This is a genomic window from Terrabacter ginsenosidimutans, assembly GCF_039539425.1.
Classification (GTDB): domain Bacteria; phylum Actinomycetota; class Actinomycetes; order Actinomycetales; family Dermatophilaceae; genus Terrabacter; species Terrabacter ginsenosidimutans.
Genome location: NZ_BAABDC010000002.1, coordinates 306,893 through 323,534 on the forward strand (window position 1 = coordinate 306,893; position 16,642 = coordinate 323,534).

Below are 16,642 nucleotides of genomic sequence, written 5' to 3' on the forward strand. Positions count from 1 at the left end.
CCTCGGGGCGGTTGGAGGTATTCGGGCGGTGTTCCTGCCGACGCGAATACCTCCAACCGGTCCTCTCAGGGGGTGAGGACGCGGCGCGCGACCCGGCCCACGACGAGCCAGGCCACCGCGCCAAGGCCCCAGTTCGTGATCGCGTTCTTGACGGCGGCGCCGTCTCCGGTGAACTGCTTGACGCCCGCCGTCCGGCTGAAGACGCCCAGGTCGGCCCAGTCGGCGGCCTTGAGGACGGCCTCGACGAGCGCGTTGCGGGTGTTGGCGTCGAGCACGACGAGCACGGCGCCGAGCAGCAGGGCCGACGCGGCCGCGAGGCAGCCGAACCAGACGATCTCGCCGAGCAGCGTCCGCAACCGTCTGATCCCGGCCCCGGTCAGGCTCACGGCCCGCCGGGCACCGGCGCGGACGTCGGGGGAGCGGCGCGCCGCCACGCCCGACTCGGCCTTGGCGGACGCCCGGTCCGCCGGCTCGGGCGCAGGTGCTGTTGCGGGAGCGGGTGCCGGTGGCGGGGTCGACGCGGTCTCCCGCGGCGTGGCGGGCGTCGTGGCCGGGATGGGCTGAGGCGTCGGGGTGGTGGTCGGGCTGGCCGGGCTCGTCATCGAGGGTTCTCCTTGCGCGTTTCGTGGATCCGGCGTGGTCAACGAGCGACCGGGGCCGAAGGACACGCCTGCCCCGACGCGAGCCCGCCGTCGCGCACGCCGGATGCGTGGTCCGGGTGCCCGGGGCCGCCCCATAGACTGGCGCCCATGTCATCCCTGTCCCGCGACGACGTAGCCCACCTGGCCGGCCTCGCCCGCATCGAGCTCTCGAACGCCGAGCTCGACCGCATGGTGGGTGAGCTCGGCGTCATCCTCGAGTCCGTGGCCAAGGTCCAGCAGGCCCCGACCGAGGGTGTCGCCCCGATGTCGCACCCGATGCCGCTGACCAACGTGACCCGGCCCGACGTGGTGCGCCCGAGCCTCGGCGCCGAGGCCGTGCTGGCCGGAGCGCCCGAGGCCGAGCAGCAGCGCTTCTCGGTGCCGCGCATCCTCGACGAGGACTGAGCCCCCCGACCAGCCCGCGTATGCCGTGTCGCCGAGCACCCGGCATACGCCCGCCCGTGACGGGCACCCACGAAACCGCTTGTCGCAGCTACGAACCGAAGGCACCGACGTGACCGACCTGCCAACCGACCTGACGAGGGCCACCGCCGCCGACCTGGCCGACGCCCTCGCGAGCAAGACCATCAGCTCCGTCGAGGTGACCCAGGCGCACCTCGACCGGATCGCGGCCGTCGACGGGCAGGTGCACTCCTACCTCCACGTCGACACGGACGGCGCGCTCGCGCAGGCCCGCGCCGTCGACGAGCGTCGTCAGGCCGGTGAGAGCCTCGGTGCGCTCGCCGGTGTGCCGATCGCCGTCAAGGACGTCATGACGACCAAGGGCGTGCCGACGACGTGCGGCAGCCGCATCCTCGAGGGCTGGATCCCGCCGTACGACGCGACCGTCGTCACGAAGCTGCGCGAGGCAGGCCTGCCGATCCTCGGCAAGACGAACATGGACGAGTTCGCGATGGGCTCCTCCACCGAGCACTCCGCCTACGGCCCGTCGCACAACCCGTGGGACCTGGACCGGATCCCGGGCGGCTCGGGCGGTGGCTCGAGCTCGGTGCTCGCCTCGTTCCAGGCGCCGCTCGCCACCGGCACCGACACCGGCGGCTCGATCCGCCAGCCGGCGGCCGTCACCGCGACGGTCGGCACGAAGCCGACCTACGGCGGCGTCTCGCGCTACGGCCTCGTGGCCCTGGCCAGCTCCCTCGACCAGGCCGGCCCCTGTGGCCGCACGGTGCTCGACACTGCGCTGCTGCACGCGGTCATGGGCGGTCACGACCCGATGGACTCGACGTCGATCGACGCGCCGGTGCCGCCGGTCGTCGAGGCGGCCCGCGCCGCCGACGTGCGCGGCATGAGGATCGGTGTCGTCAAGGAGCTCGGCGGCGAGGGCTACCAGCCCGGTGTGCGGGCCCGCTTCGACGAGTCGGTCGCCCTGCTCGAGGAGCTCGGGGCCGAGGTCGTCGAGGTGAGCTGCCCCAACTTCGGCTACGCACTCGCGGCCTACTACCTCATCCTGCCCAGCGAGGCCTCGAGCAACCTCGCCAAGTTCGACGCCATGCGCTACGGCCTCCGGGTGCTGCCCGAGGGCGTCGACGCGCCGAGCGCGGAGCAGGTCATGGCGGCGACGCGCGACGCCGGCTTCGGCGACGAGGTCAAGCGCCGCATCATCCTCGGGACGTATGCGCTGAGCTCCGGCTACTACGACGCGTACTACGGCTCGGCGCAGAAGGTCCGCGCGCTCATCGCCCAGGACTTCGACGCGGCCTTCGGACGCGTCGACGTGCTGGTCAGCCCGACGGCGCCGACCACGGCGTTCAAGCTCGGCGACAAGCTCGAGGACCCGATGGCGATGTACCTCAACGACATCGCGACGATCCCGGCGAACCTCGCCGGCGTCCCGGGCATGTCGATCCCGTCGGGTCTCGCCGACGAGGACGGCCTGCCGGCCGGCATCCAGATCCTCGCCCCCGCGACGAAGGACGAGCGCCTCTACTCCGTGGGAGCCGCCCTCGAGAAGGCCCTCGTCGACCGCTGGGGCGGCCCGATCCTCGACCGCGCGCCCGAGCTGGGCGTCGCCGCAGCTGCGAAGGGAGCCTGACATGAGCACGGCCACTGCCGACGCCGTCATGGACTACGACGAGGCCATGACGAAGTTCGACCCGGTCATGGGCCTCGAGGTCCACGTCGAGCTGCACACCGCGACGAAGATGTTCTGCGGCTGCCCGACGGAGTTCGGCGCCGAGCCCAACTCGCAGGTCTGCCCGGTGTGCCTGGGCCTGCCCGGCGCTCTGCCCGTCGTCAACGAGAAGGCCGTCGAGTCCGCGATCCGGATCGGCCTCGCGCTCAACTGCGAGATCGCCGAGTGGTGTCGCTTCGCCCGGAAGAACTACTTCTACCCGGACATGCCGAAAAACTTCCAGACCTCGCAGTACGACGAGCCGATCGCCTTCGAGGGCTACCTCGACGTCGAGCTCGAGGACGGCAGCACCTACCGCGTCGAGATCGAGCGCGCCCACATGGAGGAGGACACCGGCAAGTCGCTGCACATCGGCGGCGCGACCGGGCGCATCCACGGCGCCGACCACTCGCTCGTCGACTACAACCGCGCCGGCATCCCGCTCATCGAGATCGTCACCAAGCCGATGGTCGGGGCGGGGGAGCGGGCACCCGAGGTGGCCAAGGCGTACGTCTCGGCGCTGCGCGACCTGCTGCGTGCCCTCGACGTCAGCGACGTCAAGATGGAGCAGGGCTCGATGCGCTGCGACGCCAACGTGTCGCTGCGCCCGCGTGTCGGTGACCCGCTGAGCGAGGAGCAGCTCGCCGTGCGACTCGGCACCCGCACCGAGACGAAGAACGTCAACTCGCTGCGCTCGGTCGAGCGGGCCGTGCGCTACGAGATCTCGCGCCACGCGGCGATCCTCGACGGCGGTGGCTCGATCCTGCAGGAGACCCGCCACTGGCACGAGGACACCGGCATCACGACCGCGGGTCGGGTCAAGTCCGACGCCGAGGACTACCGCTACTTCCCGGAGCCCGACCTCGTGCCGGTCGCGCCGACCCGCGAGACCGTCGAGGCGCTGCGCGGCACGCTGCCGGAGCCTCCCGGGCTGCGCCGCAGGCGGCTCCAGTCCGACTGGGGCTACAGCGATCTCGAGATGCGCGATGTCGTCAACGCAGGTGCGGTCGAGCTCATCGAGGAGACCGTGGCTGCCGGCGCCAGTGCCGCGGCGGCGAAGAAGTGGTGGCTCGGTGAGCCGTCGCGTCGCGCCAACGCCGAGGGTCAGGACATCGTCACGTATGCCGCCGGGCTGGGCCTGACGCCCGCGCACATCGCCGAGCTGGACGGCCTCGTCGTTGCCGGCCGGCTCAACGACTCGATGGCCCGCCAGGTGCTCGACGGCGTCCTCGCAGGCGAGGGCACCCCGACGGCCGTGGCAGATGCGCGCGGGCTCGAGCTCGTGCAGGACGACGGCGCCCTCGAGGCCGCCGTCGACAAGGTCATCTCGGCCAACCCGGATGTCGCGGACAAGATCCGTGACGGCAAGGTGGCGGCCGCCGGCGCGCTCATCGGCCAGGTCATGAAGGAGATGAAGGGCCAGGCCGACGCCGGCAAGGCCCGCGAGCTCATCCTCGCCAAGCTCCAGTAACCGCGCTCCAACCGTCGAGAGGCCACGTTCGGCCCACGGCCGAGGGCCGAACGTGGCCTCTCGACGTGGTCTGAGGGGCCGAACGTGGCCTCTCGACGGTCGAGACGTTTCAGCGCTTGCCGCCGCCGAGCAGTCCGCCGAGCAGACCGCCCAGGACGTCGCCCGCCCCGCCGCTGCCGCCCGACGAGCCCGCGCCGCCCCCGAGCACCTGACCGAGGATGTCCTGGAGCGGGTTGGACCCGCCTGCGGCCGCCGGCGCGCTCATCGGCCAGGTCATGAAGGAGATGAAGGGCCAGGCCGACGCCGGCAAGGCCCGTGAGCTCATCCTCGCCAAGCTCCAGTAACCGCGCTCCAACCGTCGAGAGGCCACGTTTGGCCCACAGCCGAGGGGCCGAACGTGGCCTCTCGACGTGGTCCGAGGGGCCGAACGTGGCCTCTCGACGGTCGAGAGGTTTCAGCGCTTGCCGCCGCCGAGCAGTCCGCCGAGCAGACCGCCCAGGACGTCGCCCGCCCCGCCGCTGCCGCCCGACGAGCCCGCGCCACCCCCGAGCACCTGACCGAGGATGTCCTGGAGCGGGTTGGACCCGCCTGCGGCCGCCCCTGTCGAGGTCGCGCTGCCTGGTGCCTGCACCGGCCCGCTCGTGGCTCCCGCGCCGCCCGGGAAGAGGGGGCCGTCGGTCGACCCGGCGCCCGCGCCTGCGCCCGCAGCATCGGAGGAAGCCGAACCAGCACCACCCCCGAGCATGCCGCCGAGGCCGCCCTGACCCATCTTGTTCGCGAGCCAGGACATGACGATCGGCGCGAGCAGGGGCAGGAGCTTCTGCACGAGACCCCCTGACGTGCCGCCGAGCCCGCCGAGCTGGCTGACCACCTGGTCGGTGCCGCCACCGAAGATGTTGCCGACGATGGCGCGACCATCCTGCTCGTCCACGTCGCCCAGGCTGTTGACCGGGGCCTGGTGGTCTGACAGGGCGGCGAGCAGGGAGTCGGCGCCGGACGAGTCCGAGGCGTTGGCCTGCAGCCCTCCCAGGAGGGCAGGCAGCGCCTGCTCCGACGCCTGTCGGACCTCGTCACTGCCGACTCCGAGCCGCTGTGCCAGCTCGTCGACCGGTACCTGGTCGAGGATCTCGTCGTACGAACCCATCGGGTGCCCTCCTGCTCGTGGACGGCCTGGGCGCCGACCCTGCTCGTCAGGCTAGTCACGACGGGACGCCGACGGCAGGTTCGTCGGTCAGCCGACCCCCACTGCCGAGAGGGGCAGGGAGATGAGCCGGTCGGCGCCGTCGTTGTTGCTCGTCGTGATCCAGACCCGGTCGCCCACGAAGTGGATGTCGCGGACGCGGCCGTAGGTGCCCTGCAGGTGACGGGTCGGGGTGCCTGCGGTTCCGTCGGCCTTGACGGGGACGCGCCACACCGACTGCCCACGCAGGGCCGCCATGTAGACGGCTCCGTCAGGGCCCACGGCGATGCCGCTCGGCGACATCTCCGACGTGGGCCACTGCGCCACGGGATCGACGAAGTCGGGGTTGCCGGCCCGACCCTCGACCTCCGGCCAGCCGTAGTTCTTCCCCGCCTCGATGAGGTTGAGCTCGTCGAACGTGTTCTGTCCGAACTCACTGGCCCACAGTCGCTTTCGGCTGTCCCAGGCGAGACCCTGCACGTTGCGGTGACCGTAGGACCAGATCGGAGACCCGCCGAAGGGGTTGCCGGGTGCGGGGTCGCCGTCGGGAGTGATGCGCAGGATCTTGCCACCGAGCGACCCGAGGTTCTGCGACAGGGACGTGTCGCCGGCCTCGCCCGTGCCGACGTAGAGGAAGCCGTCAGGGCCGAAGGCGATGCGTCCGCCGTTGTGGTACTGGCCGCGGGGGATGCCGGAGAAGATGACCACCGGCTCGCCGATCGTCCCGTCGCGCCACGGCACGGCCGCGATGCGGTTGTCGCTGTCGGTCGAGTAGTAGGCGTAGAAGACGGGATCCGCGTCGAAGTCCTCGGGCACCGCGAGACCGAGCAGTCCACCCTCGCCCTCGGTGCGGGTGATGGGGAGCCGTCCGACGACGGACGGCTTGCCACCGGAGCCCGGCTTGGGCACGTGGTGGATGCGCCCGGTGTTGCGCTCGCTGACCAGGGCGCTCCCGTCGGGCAGCACGGCGACCGACCACGCGATGTCGAGTCCCGACAGCAACGTCACCGGCCCGGTCGCCGCCGTGGTGGGCGTCCTGGCCGGTGCGGTCGGTGTGCGACGGCTCGTCGAGGGCGTCGACGTGCCGCTGCTCGGCGGCGCAGTCGTGGTCCGGGCCGGCTGGGTGCCGGCGTCCGTGCCCGGGCCGACCCCGCTGCCGGTGCTGGAACCGGCACCGACGCCGGTCGTGGTCACGGGCGCGGTCGGTTCGGCCGTCGAGCACGCCCCAGCGACGAGAGCGATGGCGACGCAGCCGGCGAGGGCACGACCGATCGATCGGGGGGAGTGCGGCATACCTCATTGTGTCCCACGCGAAGCGCGGGACCGCGATGGCTCAGCCGCCGCGTCGCGAGAGCGTGTCGACGAGCCCGTCGTGCATGTCGGGGTGGACGACCTCGGCGTCGACGACCTGCCGAGCCGCCGCAAGGTCGCCCGTGAAGGCGCGGAAGAGCAGGAGCAGGTCGATCCCGTGGTCTGGGCGCTCGACCCGGATGTGCGCCCCCGTGCGCACGACCCCCGGGGTGACGACCGACAGGTAGGCCCCGGTCCTGCCCTCCTCGGTGAACCGGCGCACCCAGCGAGGCTCGTCCATGTGCCGCGCGAAGGTGCTGCAGGGGATGCGAGGGACCTCGACCCGCAGCACGACGTCGTCGACCCGCCACAGCTCACCGACGAGGGCGTGCGTCGTGTCGAGGCCGACCGTCGTCAGGTTCTCGCCGAACGAGCCGGGGCGCAGGGGGCGTGCGATCTGCTGCTCCCAGAAGTCGAGGTCCTCCCTGGGGTAGGCGTACACCGCCTGCAGCTCGCCCCCGTGGTGCTGGGGGTTGCCGATCTCGTCGCCGACCACACCGCTGCCGAGCCCACCGTGCTTGGGACCCGGGTCCCGCACCTCGAACGCGTCGACGGTCCGCTTGTCGATGGCGGTCGGCCGGCCGCCCCCCGGCGGGACGGTGCGCCGGCCGGAGCCGAGCGCCAGGATGCGGGGCGGGTTGGTCACCCGGGCGAGCCTAGCCGCGTCGCGCCGGACCGACCCCCGACCGTCACGCCGGTTTCGTTAGCGTGTCGACATGGCTGCCGAACCCCTTGTCGTGTCCGTCCCCGAACCGGAGTACGCCGAGGCCCTCGCCGACGTCGACGGCGTCGAGGCGATCGTCTGGGACATGGAGGCGCCGCACGCACGCGGGGCCGAGATCCGCCTCGCGGTGCTGCCCTACATGACCCGCCTGCGTCTGACGGACGTGACGCCCGGGCTCGACTCCCTCGAGGTCGTCCAGCTGCAGAGCGCCGGCTACGAGCACTTCGTGGACGACCTGCCTGCCAGGGTGACGCTGTGCAACGCGGCCGGGGTGCACGACGCGTCGACGGCCGAGCTGGCGCTCACGCTGACGCTCGCTTCGATCCGGGACATCCCGGAGTTCGTTGCCTCGCAGGCGCATTCGCGTTGGGAACCGCTGCGACTGCGCTCAGCACTCGCTGACCGACGCGTGCTGGTCGTGGGCTACGGCCAGATCGGCCGGGCGATCGCCCGCCGCTTCGCGCCTTTCGAGGTCACCCTGACGGCGGTCGCTTCGCGGGCCCGGGAGGGCGACGACCTGGTGCCGCACGTGCACGCCATCGACGAGCTGCCCGATCTCCTGCCGGAGCACGACGTCGTCGTCGTCATCGTGCCGCTCACCGACGCGACCCGCGGGCTCTTCGACGGACCGATGTTGGGTCGTATGCCGGACGGTGCCCTGCTCGTCAACGTCGCCCGAGGCGCGGTGGTCGACACGGACGCGCTCGTCGCCGAGTGCTCCACCGGCCGGATCCGGGCAGCGGTGGACGTGACCGAGCCGGAGCCGCTGCCGCAGGACCATCCGCTGTGGACGACGCGAGGCGTGCTCGTCACACCGCACGTCGGGGGCGCGACCGAGGCGATGCGGCCACGGGCCATCGCGCTCGTGCGCCGCCAGGTGGAGAGCATGGTGTCCGGGAGTCCGGTCGTCAACGCCGTCGCCGGACCCTTGTCTGCTCCATCGACATAGTGGACACTGTCAACATGACCGAGACCATCGTTGCCATCGGCACGCGCAAGGGGCTCTGGATCGCGCGCAGCACCGACCGCCGCGACTGGGCGCTCGAGGGCCCGCACTTCCTCATGAGCGAGGTGGCGTCCGTCGCGGTCGACACCCGTGAAGGCCGCTCGACCGTCCTGGCAGGGGTCAAGTCCTGGCACTGGGGGCCGACGGTGCAGGTGTCGTCCGACGGGGGCCGCACGTGGACCGAGAGTGCCGAACGCGCCCTGTCCTTCCCGAGCGACACGGACACCGCGCTCGAGCGCGTGTGGCAGCTGACGCCAGACCCCAACGACGCCGACGTCGTGTGGGCCGGGGTCGAGCCGCACGCCCTCTTCCGCAGCGACGACCGGGGCGAGCGCTTCGAGCTCGTGCGTGGGCTGTGGGACCACCCGCACCGTCCGAGCTGGGAGCCGGGCTTCGGCGGGGGAGCCGTCCACACCATCGTCCCCGAGCCCGGGCACCCCGAGAACCTCCTCGTGGCCATGAGTGCGGGTGGTGTCTACCGGTCGGAGGACGGCGGGCAGACGTGGGCCGCGAGCAACCCCGGTATCCGCGCCTACTTCATGCCCGACAACGAGTACCCCGACCACGGCCAGTGCGTGCACAAGGTCGCCCGCGCCGAGACCGACGGTGCCTTGTACGCCCAGAACCACAAGGGCGTCTACCGTTCCGACGACAACGGGCGCACGTGGAGCTCCATCGCGGACGGGCTGCCCACCGACTTCGGCTTCACCATCCTCGCCCACCCCCGCCGCGCCGGCGTCGTGTGGAACATCCCCGTGCAGGACGACGGCGAGCGCATCCCGCCGGGCGCGCAGCTGCAGGTGCAGCGCTCGGACGACGGCGGTGCCCACTGGCGCATGCAGGCCGACGGGCTGCCCGGTGAGAGCTACACGTGCGTCCTGCGCGACGCGGCGTCGCTCGACGAGTCCGACCCCGTCGGCGTCTATCTCGGCACCCGCAACGGTGATGTCTTCGCCTCCGCCGACGAGGGGGAGTCGTTCCAGCGCATCGCCACCCAGCTGCCCGACGTCCTGGTCGTGCGCGCCGCCCAGCTCGCTTGAGACACAGGGGATTCCGTATGCCGTCTGCTCCCGTCCGCGTCATCCTGCCGGGCATGCTCCGCGACCTCGTCGGCGGGGTGGCTGAGATCGAGGTCGAGTCGCCGAGCGACTCACAGACCGTGGCCGAGCTGCTCGACCGGGCCTTCTCCGGGCATCGCGTGCTCGACGGCAAGGTGCGGGACGAGCGAGGACAGATCCGCCGTCACGTCAAGGTGTTCGTCAACGGGGAGGACGCCACGCGCGGCGAGGGCGTGGCGGCGTCCGTGCCGGCCGGTGCGCGGGTCCACATCATCAACGCGGTGTCCGGCGGCTGACTGGCAACGCCCTCGGCGGGACGCGCCGTCAGGTGTCGACGCCGAGCAGGATCGGCAGGACGGTGCGCTCGAGCTGACCGACCGACAACGACCGTGGCTCGACGAGGCGCTGGGTCAGGGTGCCCTGCGCGAGGGCGATGGCGGCGAGCACGAAGAGCTCGGTCGGGAGTGGCAGGGTCAGCCCCTGGCGTGAGACGGCCTCGTCGACGACCGCCACGAGCTCGTCGCGGACCCGCCGCTGCTGGGCTGCCCAGGCGCGGCGGGCAGTGGCGTCCCGGATGGCGTGCAGGGTGAACTCCGTCGTCAGCACGAGCCAGCGTTCCTTGCTCCGGGTGTCGTCGGCCATCGCGGTCAGCACGTCGCGCAGGACGTCCTCGGCGCTGGCGTGCTCGCGCTTGCTGGCGCGGCGGATGCGCTCGACGAGGTCCTCGGCGTGCCGTCGGGACAGCTCGAGGACGAGGTCGTCCTTGGACGAGAAGTTCGAGTAGAAGGCGCCGCGGGTGAAGCCGGCGCGCTCACAGATGTCCTCGACCGTCGCGCCGTGGAACCCCCTCTCCGCGAAGACCTCGCTGGCCGCCTCGAGAACGCGCTCGCGCGTGGCTCGTCGTCGGGCGCTGATCCGGGGCTCGGCCGTCGTGGTCATGCTCACAGGATACGTCCTCGAATTGAATACACAAGTGCATCGGATGCATACTCGTATCGTGAGTACTTCCGAGAAGGACACCAGCCGTGGACCCGACCTGCGGACCGTCGTCGTCGACGACGTCAGCGTCGCCGGCACCCACGAGCCGTTCGTCGAGCACGTCGCCTTCACGGCTCCGCCCGGCGAGGTGACGGTCGTGGCGACCGACCCCGGCATCCCCCAGGTCGCGTTGGCGCTGGCGATCGGCGGCCGGGTCGAGCTGCTCCGTGGGCGGGTCAGCATCGGGGGCGCTGCCGACCTGGCCGACCTCCAGCTGCGCACCCGGCTCGTCGACGTCGCGGACGTCACGGCGCCCGAGGACTCCATCGCCCTGCAGGCCGTCGTCCAGGAGGAGCTCGCCCTCGCCGAGCGGCCGGCCTCGCGCAAGGCCGTCGCCGCCTTCCTCCGGGCCCACGACCTGTCCGACCGCGCCGCCAGGCCGTGGGAGCAGCTGCCGGCCGGGACCCGCACGAGCCTGCTGCTCGAGCTCGGCGCCATGCACCCGCAGGTGCGCGTCCTCGTCCTCGCGGGCCCGGAGCGGCACGGCGGTGACCACGTCAGGTGGCTCGACACGTGTCAGCGCCTCGCCGAGACCGGACTGACCGTCATCGTCCTCACCACCGCCGCCTCGGCGGCCGCCCTCACCACCTCGAAGGAGCACGCCGCGTGAACCCCGTCCGACTCGCCGTTGCCGAGCTGCGACGGCTCACCTCGTCGCGGCTGGCCCGGCTCGCCCTGGCTGCCCTCGTCCTCATCCCCACGCTCTACGGCGGCCTCTACCTCTACGCCAACCACGACCCCTACGGCGCCTTCCCGCAGGTGCCTGCCGCGGTCGTCAGCGACGACACCGGCACGAGCCTGAGCACCGGGGAGAAGCTGCAGGTCGGTGACAAGGTGGCCGACCACCTCGTCGAGTCCAAGTCGTTCGACTGGCACCGGGTCTCGAACGCGGCGGCGATGAGCGGCGTCGAGGACGGCACGTACGCGTTCGCCGTCATCCTTCCGCGGACCTTCTCGGCCGATCTCGCGTCGACCGCAGAGTTCGAGCCGCGCCAGGCCACCGTCGTGCTCGAGACCAACGACGCCAACAACTACATGACCTCGATGATCGGCAACCAGGTCATCAAGCAGGTGACCGCATCCGTCGCCAGCGAGGTCAGCCAGACGGCGGCGAGCAAGCTGCTGCTGGGGTTCAGCCAGGTGCACGACCAGCTCGTCAAGGCGGTCGACGGCTCCGAGAAGCTGCGGGCGGGGGCAGTGAAGGCCGAGTCCGGCGCCGACCAGCTCGCGACCGGGGCGAGGAGCCTCGCCGGCGGCCTGCACGACCTGTCGTCCGGCGCCGAGCGACTCGACACCGGCCTCGGCCGGGCGGCCTCGGGCGCCGACGACCTCGAGGCCGGAGCCTCGCAGCTTGCCTCCGGGCTGGGCACGCTGCAGTCGCGTACCGCGGGTCTGCCGTCGCAGACCGACAAGCTGGCCGACGGTGCCGAGCAGGTCGCGGCGGGCAACCGCACCGTCGCCGGCTACGGCACCAAGGCCGCAGCGGCCTCCAGCGGCCTCCAGAAGCGCGTCACAGCCGAACGATCCACCCTCCTTTCCACCCTGCGCGCCCAAGGACTCACCGACGCACAGATCTCGGTCGTGGAGTCGCGCCTGGACACCATCGGCGGCTACGTCGACCAGGCGGACGCGACGATCCAGTCGGCCTCGGGCGACCTGACCCGGCTGTCGAAGGGCGCCGACCAGGTGGCCACCGGTGCCCGTTCGCTCGCGAACGCCACCCCGAAGCTGACGGACGGCATCGAGCAGGCCCACTCGGGGGCGGTGCGGGTGCGCGACGGTGCCCACACGCTCGCCGGCGGCCTCGACACCCTCGAGTCGGGGGCGGCCCAGCTGTCCAGCGGTGCGGCCAAGGCGGCCGCCGGCGGCGACAGGCTGGCATCCGGGGCAACGTCGCTGTCCTCGGGTCTCGGCTCCCTGGCCACGGGTGCCACCGACCTGCACGCCGGTCTCGTCAAGGGGCGGGACTCCGTGCCCGACCCGAGTGACGCCGAGCGCAAGGCCATGGCGCAGACCATCGGCAACCCCGTCGGGGTGTCCACCGGGTCCCTGTCCTCGGCGGGATCGTACGGTGCGGGTCTCGCACCTCTCTTCATGAGCCTGGCCCTCTGGATCGGTGCCTACGTGCTGTTCCTCTTCGTCCGGCCGCTCTCGCCCCGCGCCCTCGCGACGAGCCAGCGCTCGATCCGCACGGCTCTCGGCGGGTGGCTCGCGCCGGCCCTCGTGGGGCTCGTGCAGGTGGCGTCGCTCGTGCTGGTCGTCGGGCGCGGTGTCGACATCCGGATCGCCCACCCGGTGCTCGCGTTCCTCTTCCTGTGCTTCACCTCGATGACGTTCGTGGCCATCCTGCACGCCCTCGCCGCGCGCCTCGGCGCCGTCGGCAAGTTCCTCGGACTCGTCTTCATGGTCGTCCAGCTCGTCAGCGCCGGCGGCACGTTCCCGTGGCAGACGCTGCCCGCGCCGCTGCAGGCCGTCCACCACGTCGTCCCGATGAGCCACGCCGTCGACGGCCTGCGCCGGCTGCTCTACGGCGCCGACCTGGGGCCGGTCGTCGGCTCGGTGGGAGTGCTCGCCGCCTACCTGTTCGCCGCGCTCGCCGTGTCGACGGTGGCGGCCCGCAGGTCGAGGATGTGGACGCCGAAGCGGATCAAGCCGGCCCTCGAGCTCTGACCCCAGGCGACCCGGGCTGACAAGCGGGCCCGGCCGGAGCATGCTCGGAACCATGAGCAGCGCCTCGAGAGAGAAGACCCTGATCCTGATGCGTCATGCCAAGGCCGAGGAGGGGCACGGCAAGCCCGACCACGACCGCGAGCTGGCGCCCCGCGGTCGCCGGGACGCCAAGGCTGCGGGGGCCTGGCTCCATGCCCAAGGGCTCGTCCCGGACCTCGTCATCTGCTCGACCGCGCAGCGCACGCGCCAGACCTGGGAGGAGGCGTGCCGCGGCGGCGCACAGACCGAGTTCGTCGAGTTCCGGCGCAGCGTCTATCTCGGCGGCTCCGAGCAGACGCTGGAGACGGTGCGTGAGGATGCCGGTGAGACCTCGACGGTGCTCGTCGTCGGCCACAACCCGACCATGGCGCAGCTGACGAGCGAGCTCACCGACGGGGAGGGCTCGCGTGAGGCCCACGAGGCCCTCGGCCAAGGCTTCGTCACCAGTGGCCTCGCGGTCCTGCGGTACGCGGGGGAGTGGGCAGACCTCGACCTCAGCACGTGCGAGCTGACCCGCTTCCACGTCAGTCGTGGTGACCGCGACTGACCGGTCACCGACGACGACACGTGCGGTCGGAAGGCCGGGTTCAGGCTGTGAGATGCGGTGTCCACCCAGCGGACACGGTCCTATGCTGCAGGCATGACGCAGACGCCTGACATCAAGCCCCGCAGCCGCGACGTCACCGACGGTCTCGAGAAGACCGCCGCGCGGGGGATGCTCCGGGCCGTGGGCCTCGGCGACGACGACTGGGTCAAGCCGCAGATCGGTGTCGCGAGCTCGTGGAACGAGATCACGCCGTGCAACCTCTCCCTCGACCGGCTCGCCAAGGCCGTCAAGGACGGTGTCCACGCGGGAGGGGGCTACCCGCTCGAGTTCGGCACGATCTCCGTGTCGGACGGCATCTCGATGGGCCACGAGGGCATGCACTTCAGCCTGGTGTCCCGCGAGATCATCGCCGACTCGGTCGAGACGGTCATGAACGCCGAGCGCCTCGACGGGTCAGTGCTGCTCGCGGGTTGCGACAAGTCGCTTCCGGGCATGCTGATGGCCGCCGCGCGCCTCGACCTCGCCTCGGTCTTCCTGTACGCCGGCACGATCCTCCCGGGTGTCGCCAAGCTCTCCGACGGCACGGAGAAGGAGGTCACGATCATCGATGCCTTCGAGGCCGTCGGGGCGTGCAACGCCGGACTCATGTCCCGCGAGGACGTCGACGCCATCGAGCGGGCGATCTGCCCGGGCGAGGGCGCCTGCGGCGGTTTCTACACCGCCAACACGATGGCCGCTGTCGCCGAGGCGATCGGCATGTCGATCCCCGGCTCGGCCGCGCCGCCCGCGACGGACCGCCGACGTGACATGTATGCCCGCAAGTCCGGTGAGGCCGTCGTCGAGCTGCTCCGTCGCGGCATCACCGCGCGCGACATCATGACCAAGCCGGCCTTCGAGAACGCCATCGCCGTCGTCATGGCCTTCGGCGGGTCGACCAACGCCGTGCTCCACCTGCTCGCCATCGCCCACGAGGCCGAGGTCGACCTGACGATCGAGGACTTCCGCCGCATCGGCGCGAAGGTCCCGCACCTGGCCGACGTCAAGCCGTTCGGCAGCTTCGTCATGAAGGACATCGACCACATCGGCGGCATCCCCGTCGTCATGAAGACGCTGCTCGAGGCGGGTCTGCTCGACGGCGACTGCCTCACGGTGACGGGCAAGACGATGGCCGAGAACCTCGAGGAGATCAACCCGCCCCACATCGACGGCCGAGTCATCCGCGAGATGGCGACACCGATCCACAAGACGGGTGGGCTCACGATCCTCACCGGCTCGCTCGCACCCGAGGGCGCCGTCGTGAAGTCGGCCGGCTTCGACGAGTCGGTCTTCGAGGGCACGGCCCGCGTCTTCGACGGCGAGCGCGCCGCCATGGACGCCGTCGAGGCCGGCTCGCTCCGGAAGAACGACGTCGTGGTCATCCGCTACGAGGGTCCCAAGGGCGGTCCCGGCATGCGCGAGATGCTCGCCGTGACGGGAGCCATCAAGGGCGCCGGGCTCGGCAAGGACGTCCTGCTGCTCACCGACGGTCGCTTCTCCGGCGGCACGACCGGCCTCTGCGTCGGCCACGTCGCCCCGGAGGCCGTCGACGAGGGGCCCATCGCCTTCGTCCACGACGGCGACACGATCCGCCTCGACGTGGCGAGCGGCACGCTCGACGTGCTCGTCGACGAGGACGAGATGGAGCGCCGCCGCTCCGAGGGCGTCACGCACCCAGAGCCGAAGTACACCCGCGGCGTCCTGGCCAAGTACCGCAAGCTCGTCGGCAGCGCGAGCCGGGGCGCCGTCTGCGGCTGACCCCTCCCTCGCAGGAGCTGCCGTATGCCGGGTGGCCGCCTCACTGGCCGCCGTCACGGAAGGCGCGTGGCGTGAGGCCGGTGCGCTCGCGGAAGCGCCGGATGAGGTGCCGTTCGTCGGTGAAGCCGGTGGCGGCGGCGATGTCGCGCACGCTGAGGCCGGTGTGCACCAGCATCCCGGTGGCCGCGTCCAGCCTGCGGGACGCACGGTGCGCATACGGGCTCGTGCCGGTCGCGGCCCGGAAGCGGCGCCGCCACGTCTCGTAGGGGAGCCCCACCTCGGCCGCCACGGCCGGGAGGGGGAGGGGCTCGGTGAGGTCGCCCTCGAGGAGCTCGACCGACCGCGCGAGCCAGGCGGTGCTGCGACCGGGACGGCGCGGGTGCTCACGCAGCTCACACGCCTCGAGCAGGGCTGCGAGCAGGTCGACCGCCTCGGCGTCTCGCGCGCCCGTGCCACGTGGCCTCGGCCTGTCGAACGCGGCGAAGCGGGCCGCCCACCGGCGCACCGGCAGCCCGTGCACCAGGGGTCGGTCGGGGGAGAGGGCGCCGCTGCGGCCGGCCAGGTCGAAGACCGGGCCGTCGAACACGACGAAGTATTCGTCCCACCCCCCGGGATCGGCGCCGTACCAGTGTGGGTGTCCCGGGTGGACGACGACGAGCGTGCCGGCGGTGATCGGCTCGTCGAGGTGTGCGTCGCGGTAGCGACCGCTGCCGGCCGTGAGGAAGGTGAGGCCCCACGTGGGGTGACGCCGCGTCGTTCCCGGCGGCAGGCCGCTCCCGGCGGTGATCCGGGCCGCGACGAGGACCCGACCGAGGCCTGCGCCGCCTGTCGGTCGGGACGCCGGACCCGATGCTGCAGCTGTCACGTGGTCCAGCAAACCAGAACGTACCCCTGCAACCACCGGATCCGGGGTGATGGGCCGCAGATTGCGGTGGGCTTCAAGCCCCCGATGACCATCCGGTCGTTCACGATCCGCTCAGGACGGACCCAATC

The 16,642-nt window shown here is 72.0% G+C and carries 16 protein-coding genes and 1 pseudogene; 11 read left to right on the forward strand and 6 right to left on the reverse strand.

The window, feature by feature from the left end:
• Positions 1 to 65: 65 nt before the first annotated feature.
• Positions 66 to 602 (reverse strand): hypothetical protein, encoded by a 537-nt coding sequence (locus ABD831_RS07395; RefSeq protein WP_344943784.1) that lies wholly within the window; start codon positions 600 to 602, stop codon positions 66 to 68.
• 147 nt (positions 603 to 749) lie between these two features.
• Between ABD831_RS07395 and gatC the strand changes: the two genes are divergently transcribed.
• From gatC to ABD831_RS22230, 4 genes and pseudogenes are all read left to right on the forward strand, one after another.
• Positions 750 to 1,046 (forward strand): Asp-tRNA(Asn)/Glu-tRNA(Gln) amidotransferase subunit GatC, encoded by a 297-nt coding sequence (gene gatC / locus ABD831_RS07400; protein WP_030195091.1) that lies wholly within the window; start codon positions 750 to 752, stop codon positions 1,044 to 1,046.
• Between the two features lie 118 nt (positions 1,047 to 1,164).
• On the forward strand, positions 1,165 to 2,694 hold the full coding sequence (gene gatA, locus ABD831_RS07405) for an Asp-tRNA(Asn)/Glu-tRNA(Gln) amidotransferase subunit GatA (RefSeq protein ID WP_344945360.1): 1,530 nt from the start codon (positions 1,165 to 1,167) through the stop codon (positions 2,692 to 2,694).
• Between the two features lies 1 nt (position 2,695).
• Positions 2,696 to 4,243, forward strand: a complete 1,548-nt coding sequence (gatB, locus tag ABD831_RS07410) for an Asp-tRNA(Asn)/Glu-tRNA(Gln) amidotransferase subunit GatB (protein WP_344943787.1) — start codon at positions 2,696 to 2,698, stop codon at positions 4,241 to 4,243.
• A gap of 248 nt (positions 4,244 to 4,491) precedes the next feature.
• Positions 4,492 to 4,587: pseudogene (locus ABD831_RS22230) on the forward strand (hypothetical protein); the annotation flags it as partial.
• Positions 4,588 to 4,697: 110 nt separating this feature from the next.
• On the opposite strand, the gene ABD831_RS07420 reads toward ABD831_RS22230, so the two are convergent.
• From ABD831_RS07420 to ABD831_RS07430, 3 genes are all read right to left on the reverse strand, one after another.
• Complete coding sequence (locus ABD831_RS07420; RefSeq protein WP_344943793.1) at positions 4,698 to 5,387, reverse strand: DUF937 domain-containing protein; 690 nt, start codon at positions 5,385 to 5,387, stop codon at positions 4,698 to 4,700.
• Positions 5,388 to 5,474: 87 nt separating this feature from the next.
• Positions 5,475 to 6,716, reverse strand: coding sequence for a PQQ-dependent sugar dehydrogenase (locus ABD831_RS07425; protein ID WP_344943795.1), 1,242 nt, complete (start codon positions 6,714 to 6,716; stop codon positions 5,475 to 5,477).
• Positions 6,717 to 6,756: 40 nt separating this feature from the next.
• Positions 6,757 to 7,419, reverse strand: a complete 663-nt coding sequence (locus ABD831_RS07430) for an MOSC domain-containing protein (protein WP_344943797.1) — start codon at positions 7,417 to 7,419, stop codon at positions 6,757 to 6,759.
• A gap of 70 nt (positions 7,420 to 7,489) precedes the next feature.
• On the opposite strand from ABD831_RS07430, the gene ABD831_RS07435 reads away from it, so the two are divergent.
• From ABD831_RS07435 to ABD831_RS07445, 3 genes are read left to right on the forward strand one after another with little or no spacing between them, the layout of a single operon-like run.
• The gene (locus ABD831_RS07435) at positions 7,490 to 8,446 is read left to right on the forward strand and encodes a 2-hydroxyacid dehydrogenase (RefSeq protein WP_344943800.1); all 957 of its coding nucleotides are present in this window, start codon (positions 7,490 to 7,492) and stop codon (positions 8,444 to 8,446) included.
• Between the two features lie 14 nt (positions 8,447 to 8,460).
• Entirely contained in the window at positions 8,461 to 9,543 is a 1,083-nt protein-coding gene (locus tag ABD831_RS07440; protein ID WP_344943803.1) for a WD40/YVTN/BNR-like repeat-containing protein, read from the forward strand.
• A 17-nt stretch (positions 9,544 to 9,560) separates the two neighbouring features.
• Positions 9,561 to 9,857 (forward strand): MoaD/ThiS family protein, encoded by a 297-nt coding sequence (locus ABD831_RS07445; protein WP_344943807.1) that lies wholly within the window; start codon positions 9,561 to 9,563, stop codon positions 9,855 to 9,857.
• A gap of 28 nt (positions 9,858 to 9,885) precedes the next feature.
• On the opposite strand, the gene ABD831_RS07450 is transcribed toward ABD831_RS07445, so the two are convergent.
• The gene (locus ABD831_RS07450) at positions 9,886 to 10,500 is read right to left on the reverse strand and encodes a TetR family transcriptional regulator (protein WP_185744634.1); all 615 of its coding nucleotides are present in this window, start codon (positions 10,498 to 10,500) and stop codon (positions 9,886 to 9,888) included.
• Between the two features lie 58 nt (positions 10,501 to 10,558).
• Here ABD831_RS07450 and ABD831_RS07455 point away from each other — a divergent pair, with 58 nt between their 5' ends.
• The 4 genes from ABD831_RS07455 (at position 10,559) to ilvD (ending at position 15,649) form a co-directional block, all read left to right on the forward strand.
• Positions 10,559 to 11,209, forward strand: coding sequence for a hypothetical protein (locus ABD831_RS07455; protein ID WP_344943811.1), 651 nt, complete (start codon positions 10,559 to 10,561; stop codon positions 11,207 to 11,209).
• On the forward strand, positions 11,206 to 13,269 hold the full coding sequence (locus ABD831_RS07460; protein ID WP_344943814.1) for a YhgE/Pip family protein: 2,064 nt from the start codon (positions 11,206 to 11,208) through the stop codon (positions 13,267 to 13,269). The genes ABD831_RS07455 and ABD831_RS07460 overlap by 4 nt, the downstream gene beginning before the upstream one ends.
• A 52-nt stretch (positions 13,270 to 13,321) precedes the next feature.
• A complete protein-coding gene (locus ABD831_RS07465) occupies positions 13,322 to 13,855 on the forward strand; it encodes a SixA phosphatase family protein (RefSeq protein WP_344943817.1) in 534 nt (177 codons plus the stop codon).
• Positions 13,856 to 13,948: 93 nt separating this feature from the next.
• Positions 13,949 to 15,649 carry a dihydroxy-acid dehydratase gene (ilvD, locus tag ABD831_RS07470; protein ID WP_142177266.1) on the forward strand — a complete coding sequence of 567 codons (1,701 nt, stop codon included), beginning with the start codon at positions 13,949 to 13,951 and terminating at the stop codon, positions 15,647 to 15,649.
• Between the two features lie 40 nt (positions 15,650 to 15,689).
• On the opposite strand, the gene ABD831_RS07475 is transcribed toward ilvD, so the two are convergent.
• Positions 15,690 to 16,514 (reverse strand): helix-turn-helix domain-containing protein, encoded by an 825-nt coding sequence (locus tag ABD831_RS07475; RefSeq protein WP_344943825.1) that lies wholly within the window; start codon positions 16,512 to 16,514, stop codon positions 15,690 to 15,692.
• Positions 16,515 to 16,642 lie beyond the last annotated feature (128 nt).

Coding starts and splice junctions, on each gene's coding strand:
- ABD831_RS07395 (WP_344943784.1), bottom strand. CDS start 602: ATGACGAGCCCGGCCAGCCCGACCACCACCCCGACGCCTCAGCCCATC.
- gatC (WP_030195091.1), top strand. CDS start 750: ATGTCATCCCTGTCCCGCGACGACGTAGCCCACCTGGCCGGCCTCGCC.
- gatB (WP_344943787.1), top strand. CDS start 2,696: ATGAGCACGGCCACTGCCGACGCCGTCATGGACTACGACGAGGCCATG.
- ABD831_RS07420 (WP_344943793.1), bottom strand. CDS start 5,387: ATGGGTTCGTACGACGAGATCCTCGACCAGGTACCGGTCGACGAGCTG.
- ABD831_RS07425 (WP_344943795.1), bottom strand. CDS start 6,716: ATGCCGCACTCCCCCCGATCGATCGGTCGTGCCCTCGCCGGCTGCGTC.
- ABD831_RS07435 (WP_344943800.1), top strand. CDS start 7,490: ATGGCTGCCGAACCCCTTGTCGTGTCCGTCCCCGAACCGGAGTACGCC.
- ABD831_RS07440 (WP_344943803.1), top strand. CDS start 8,461: ATGACCGAGACCATCGTTGCCATCGGCACGCGCAAGGGGCTCTGGATC.
- ABD831_RS07445 (WP_344943807.1), top strand. CDS start 9,561: ATGCCGTCTGCTCCCGTCCGCGTCATCCTGCCGGGCATGCTCCGCGAC.
- ABD831_RS07450 (WP_185744634.1), bottom strand. CDS start 10,500: ATGACCACGACGGCCGAGCCCCGGATCAGCGCCCGACGACGAGCCACG.
- ABD831_RS07465 (WP_344943817.1), top strand. CDS start 13,322: ATGAGCAGCGCCTCGAGAGAGAAGACCCTGATCCTGATGCGTCATGCC.
- ilvD (WP_142177266.1), top strand. CDS start 13,949: ATGACGCAGACGCCTGACATCAAGCCCCGCAGCCGCGACGTCACCGAC.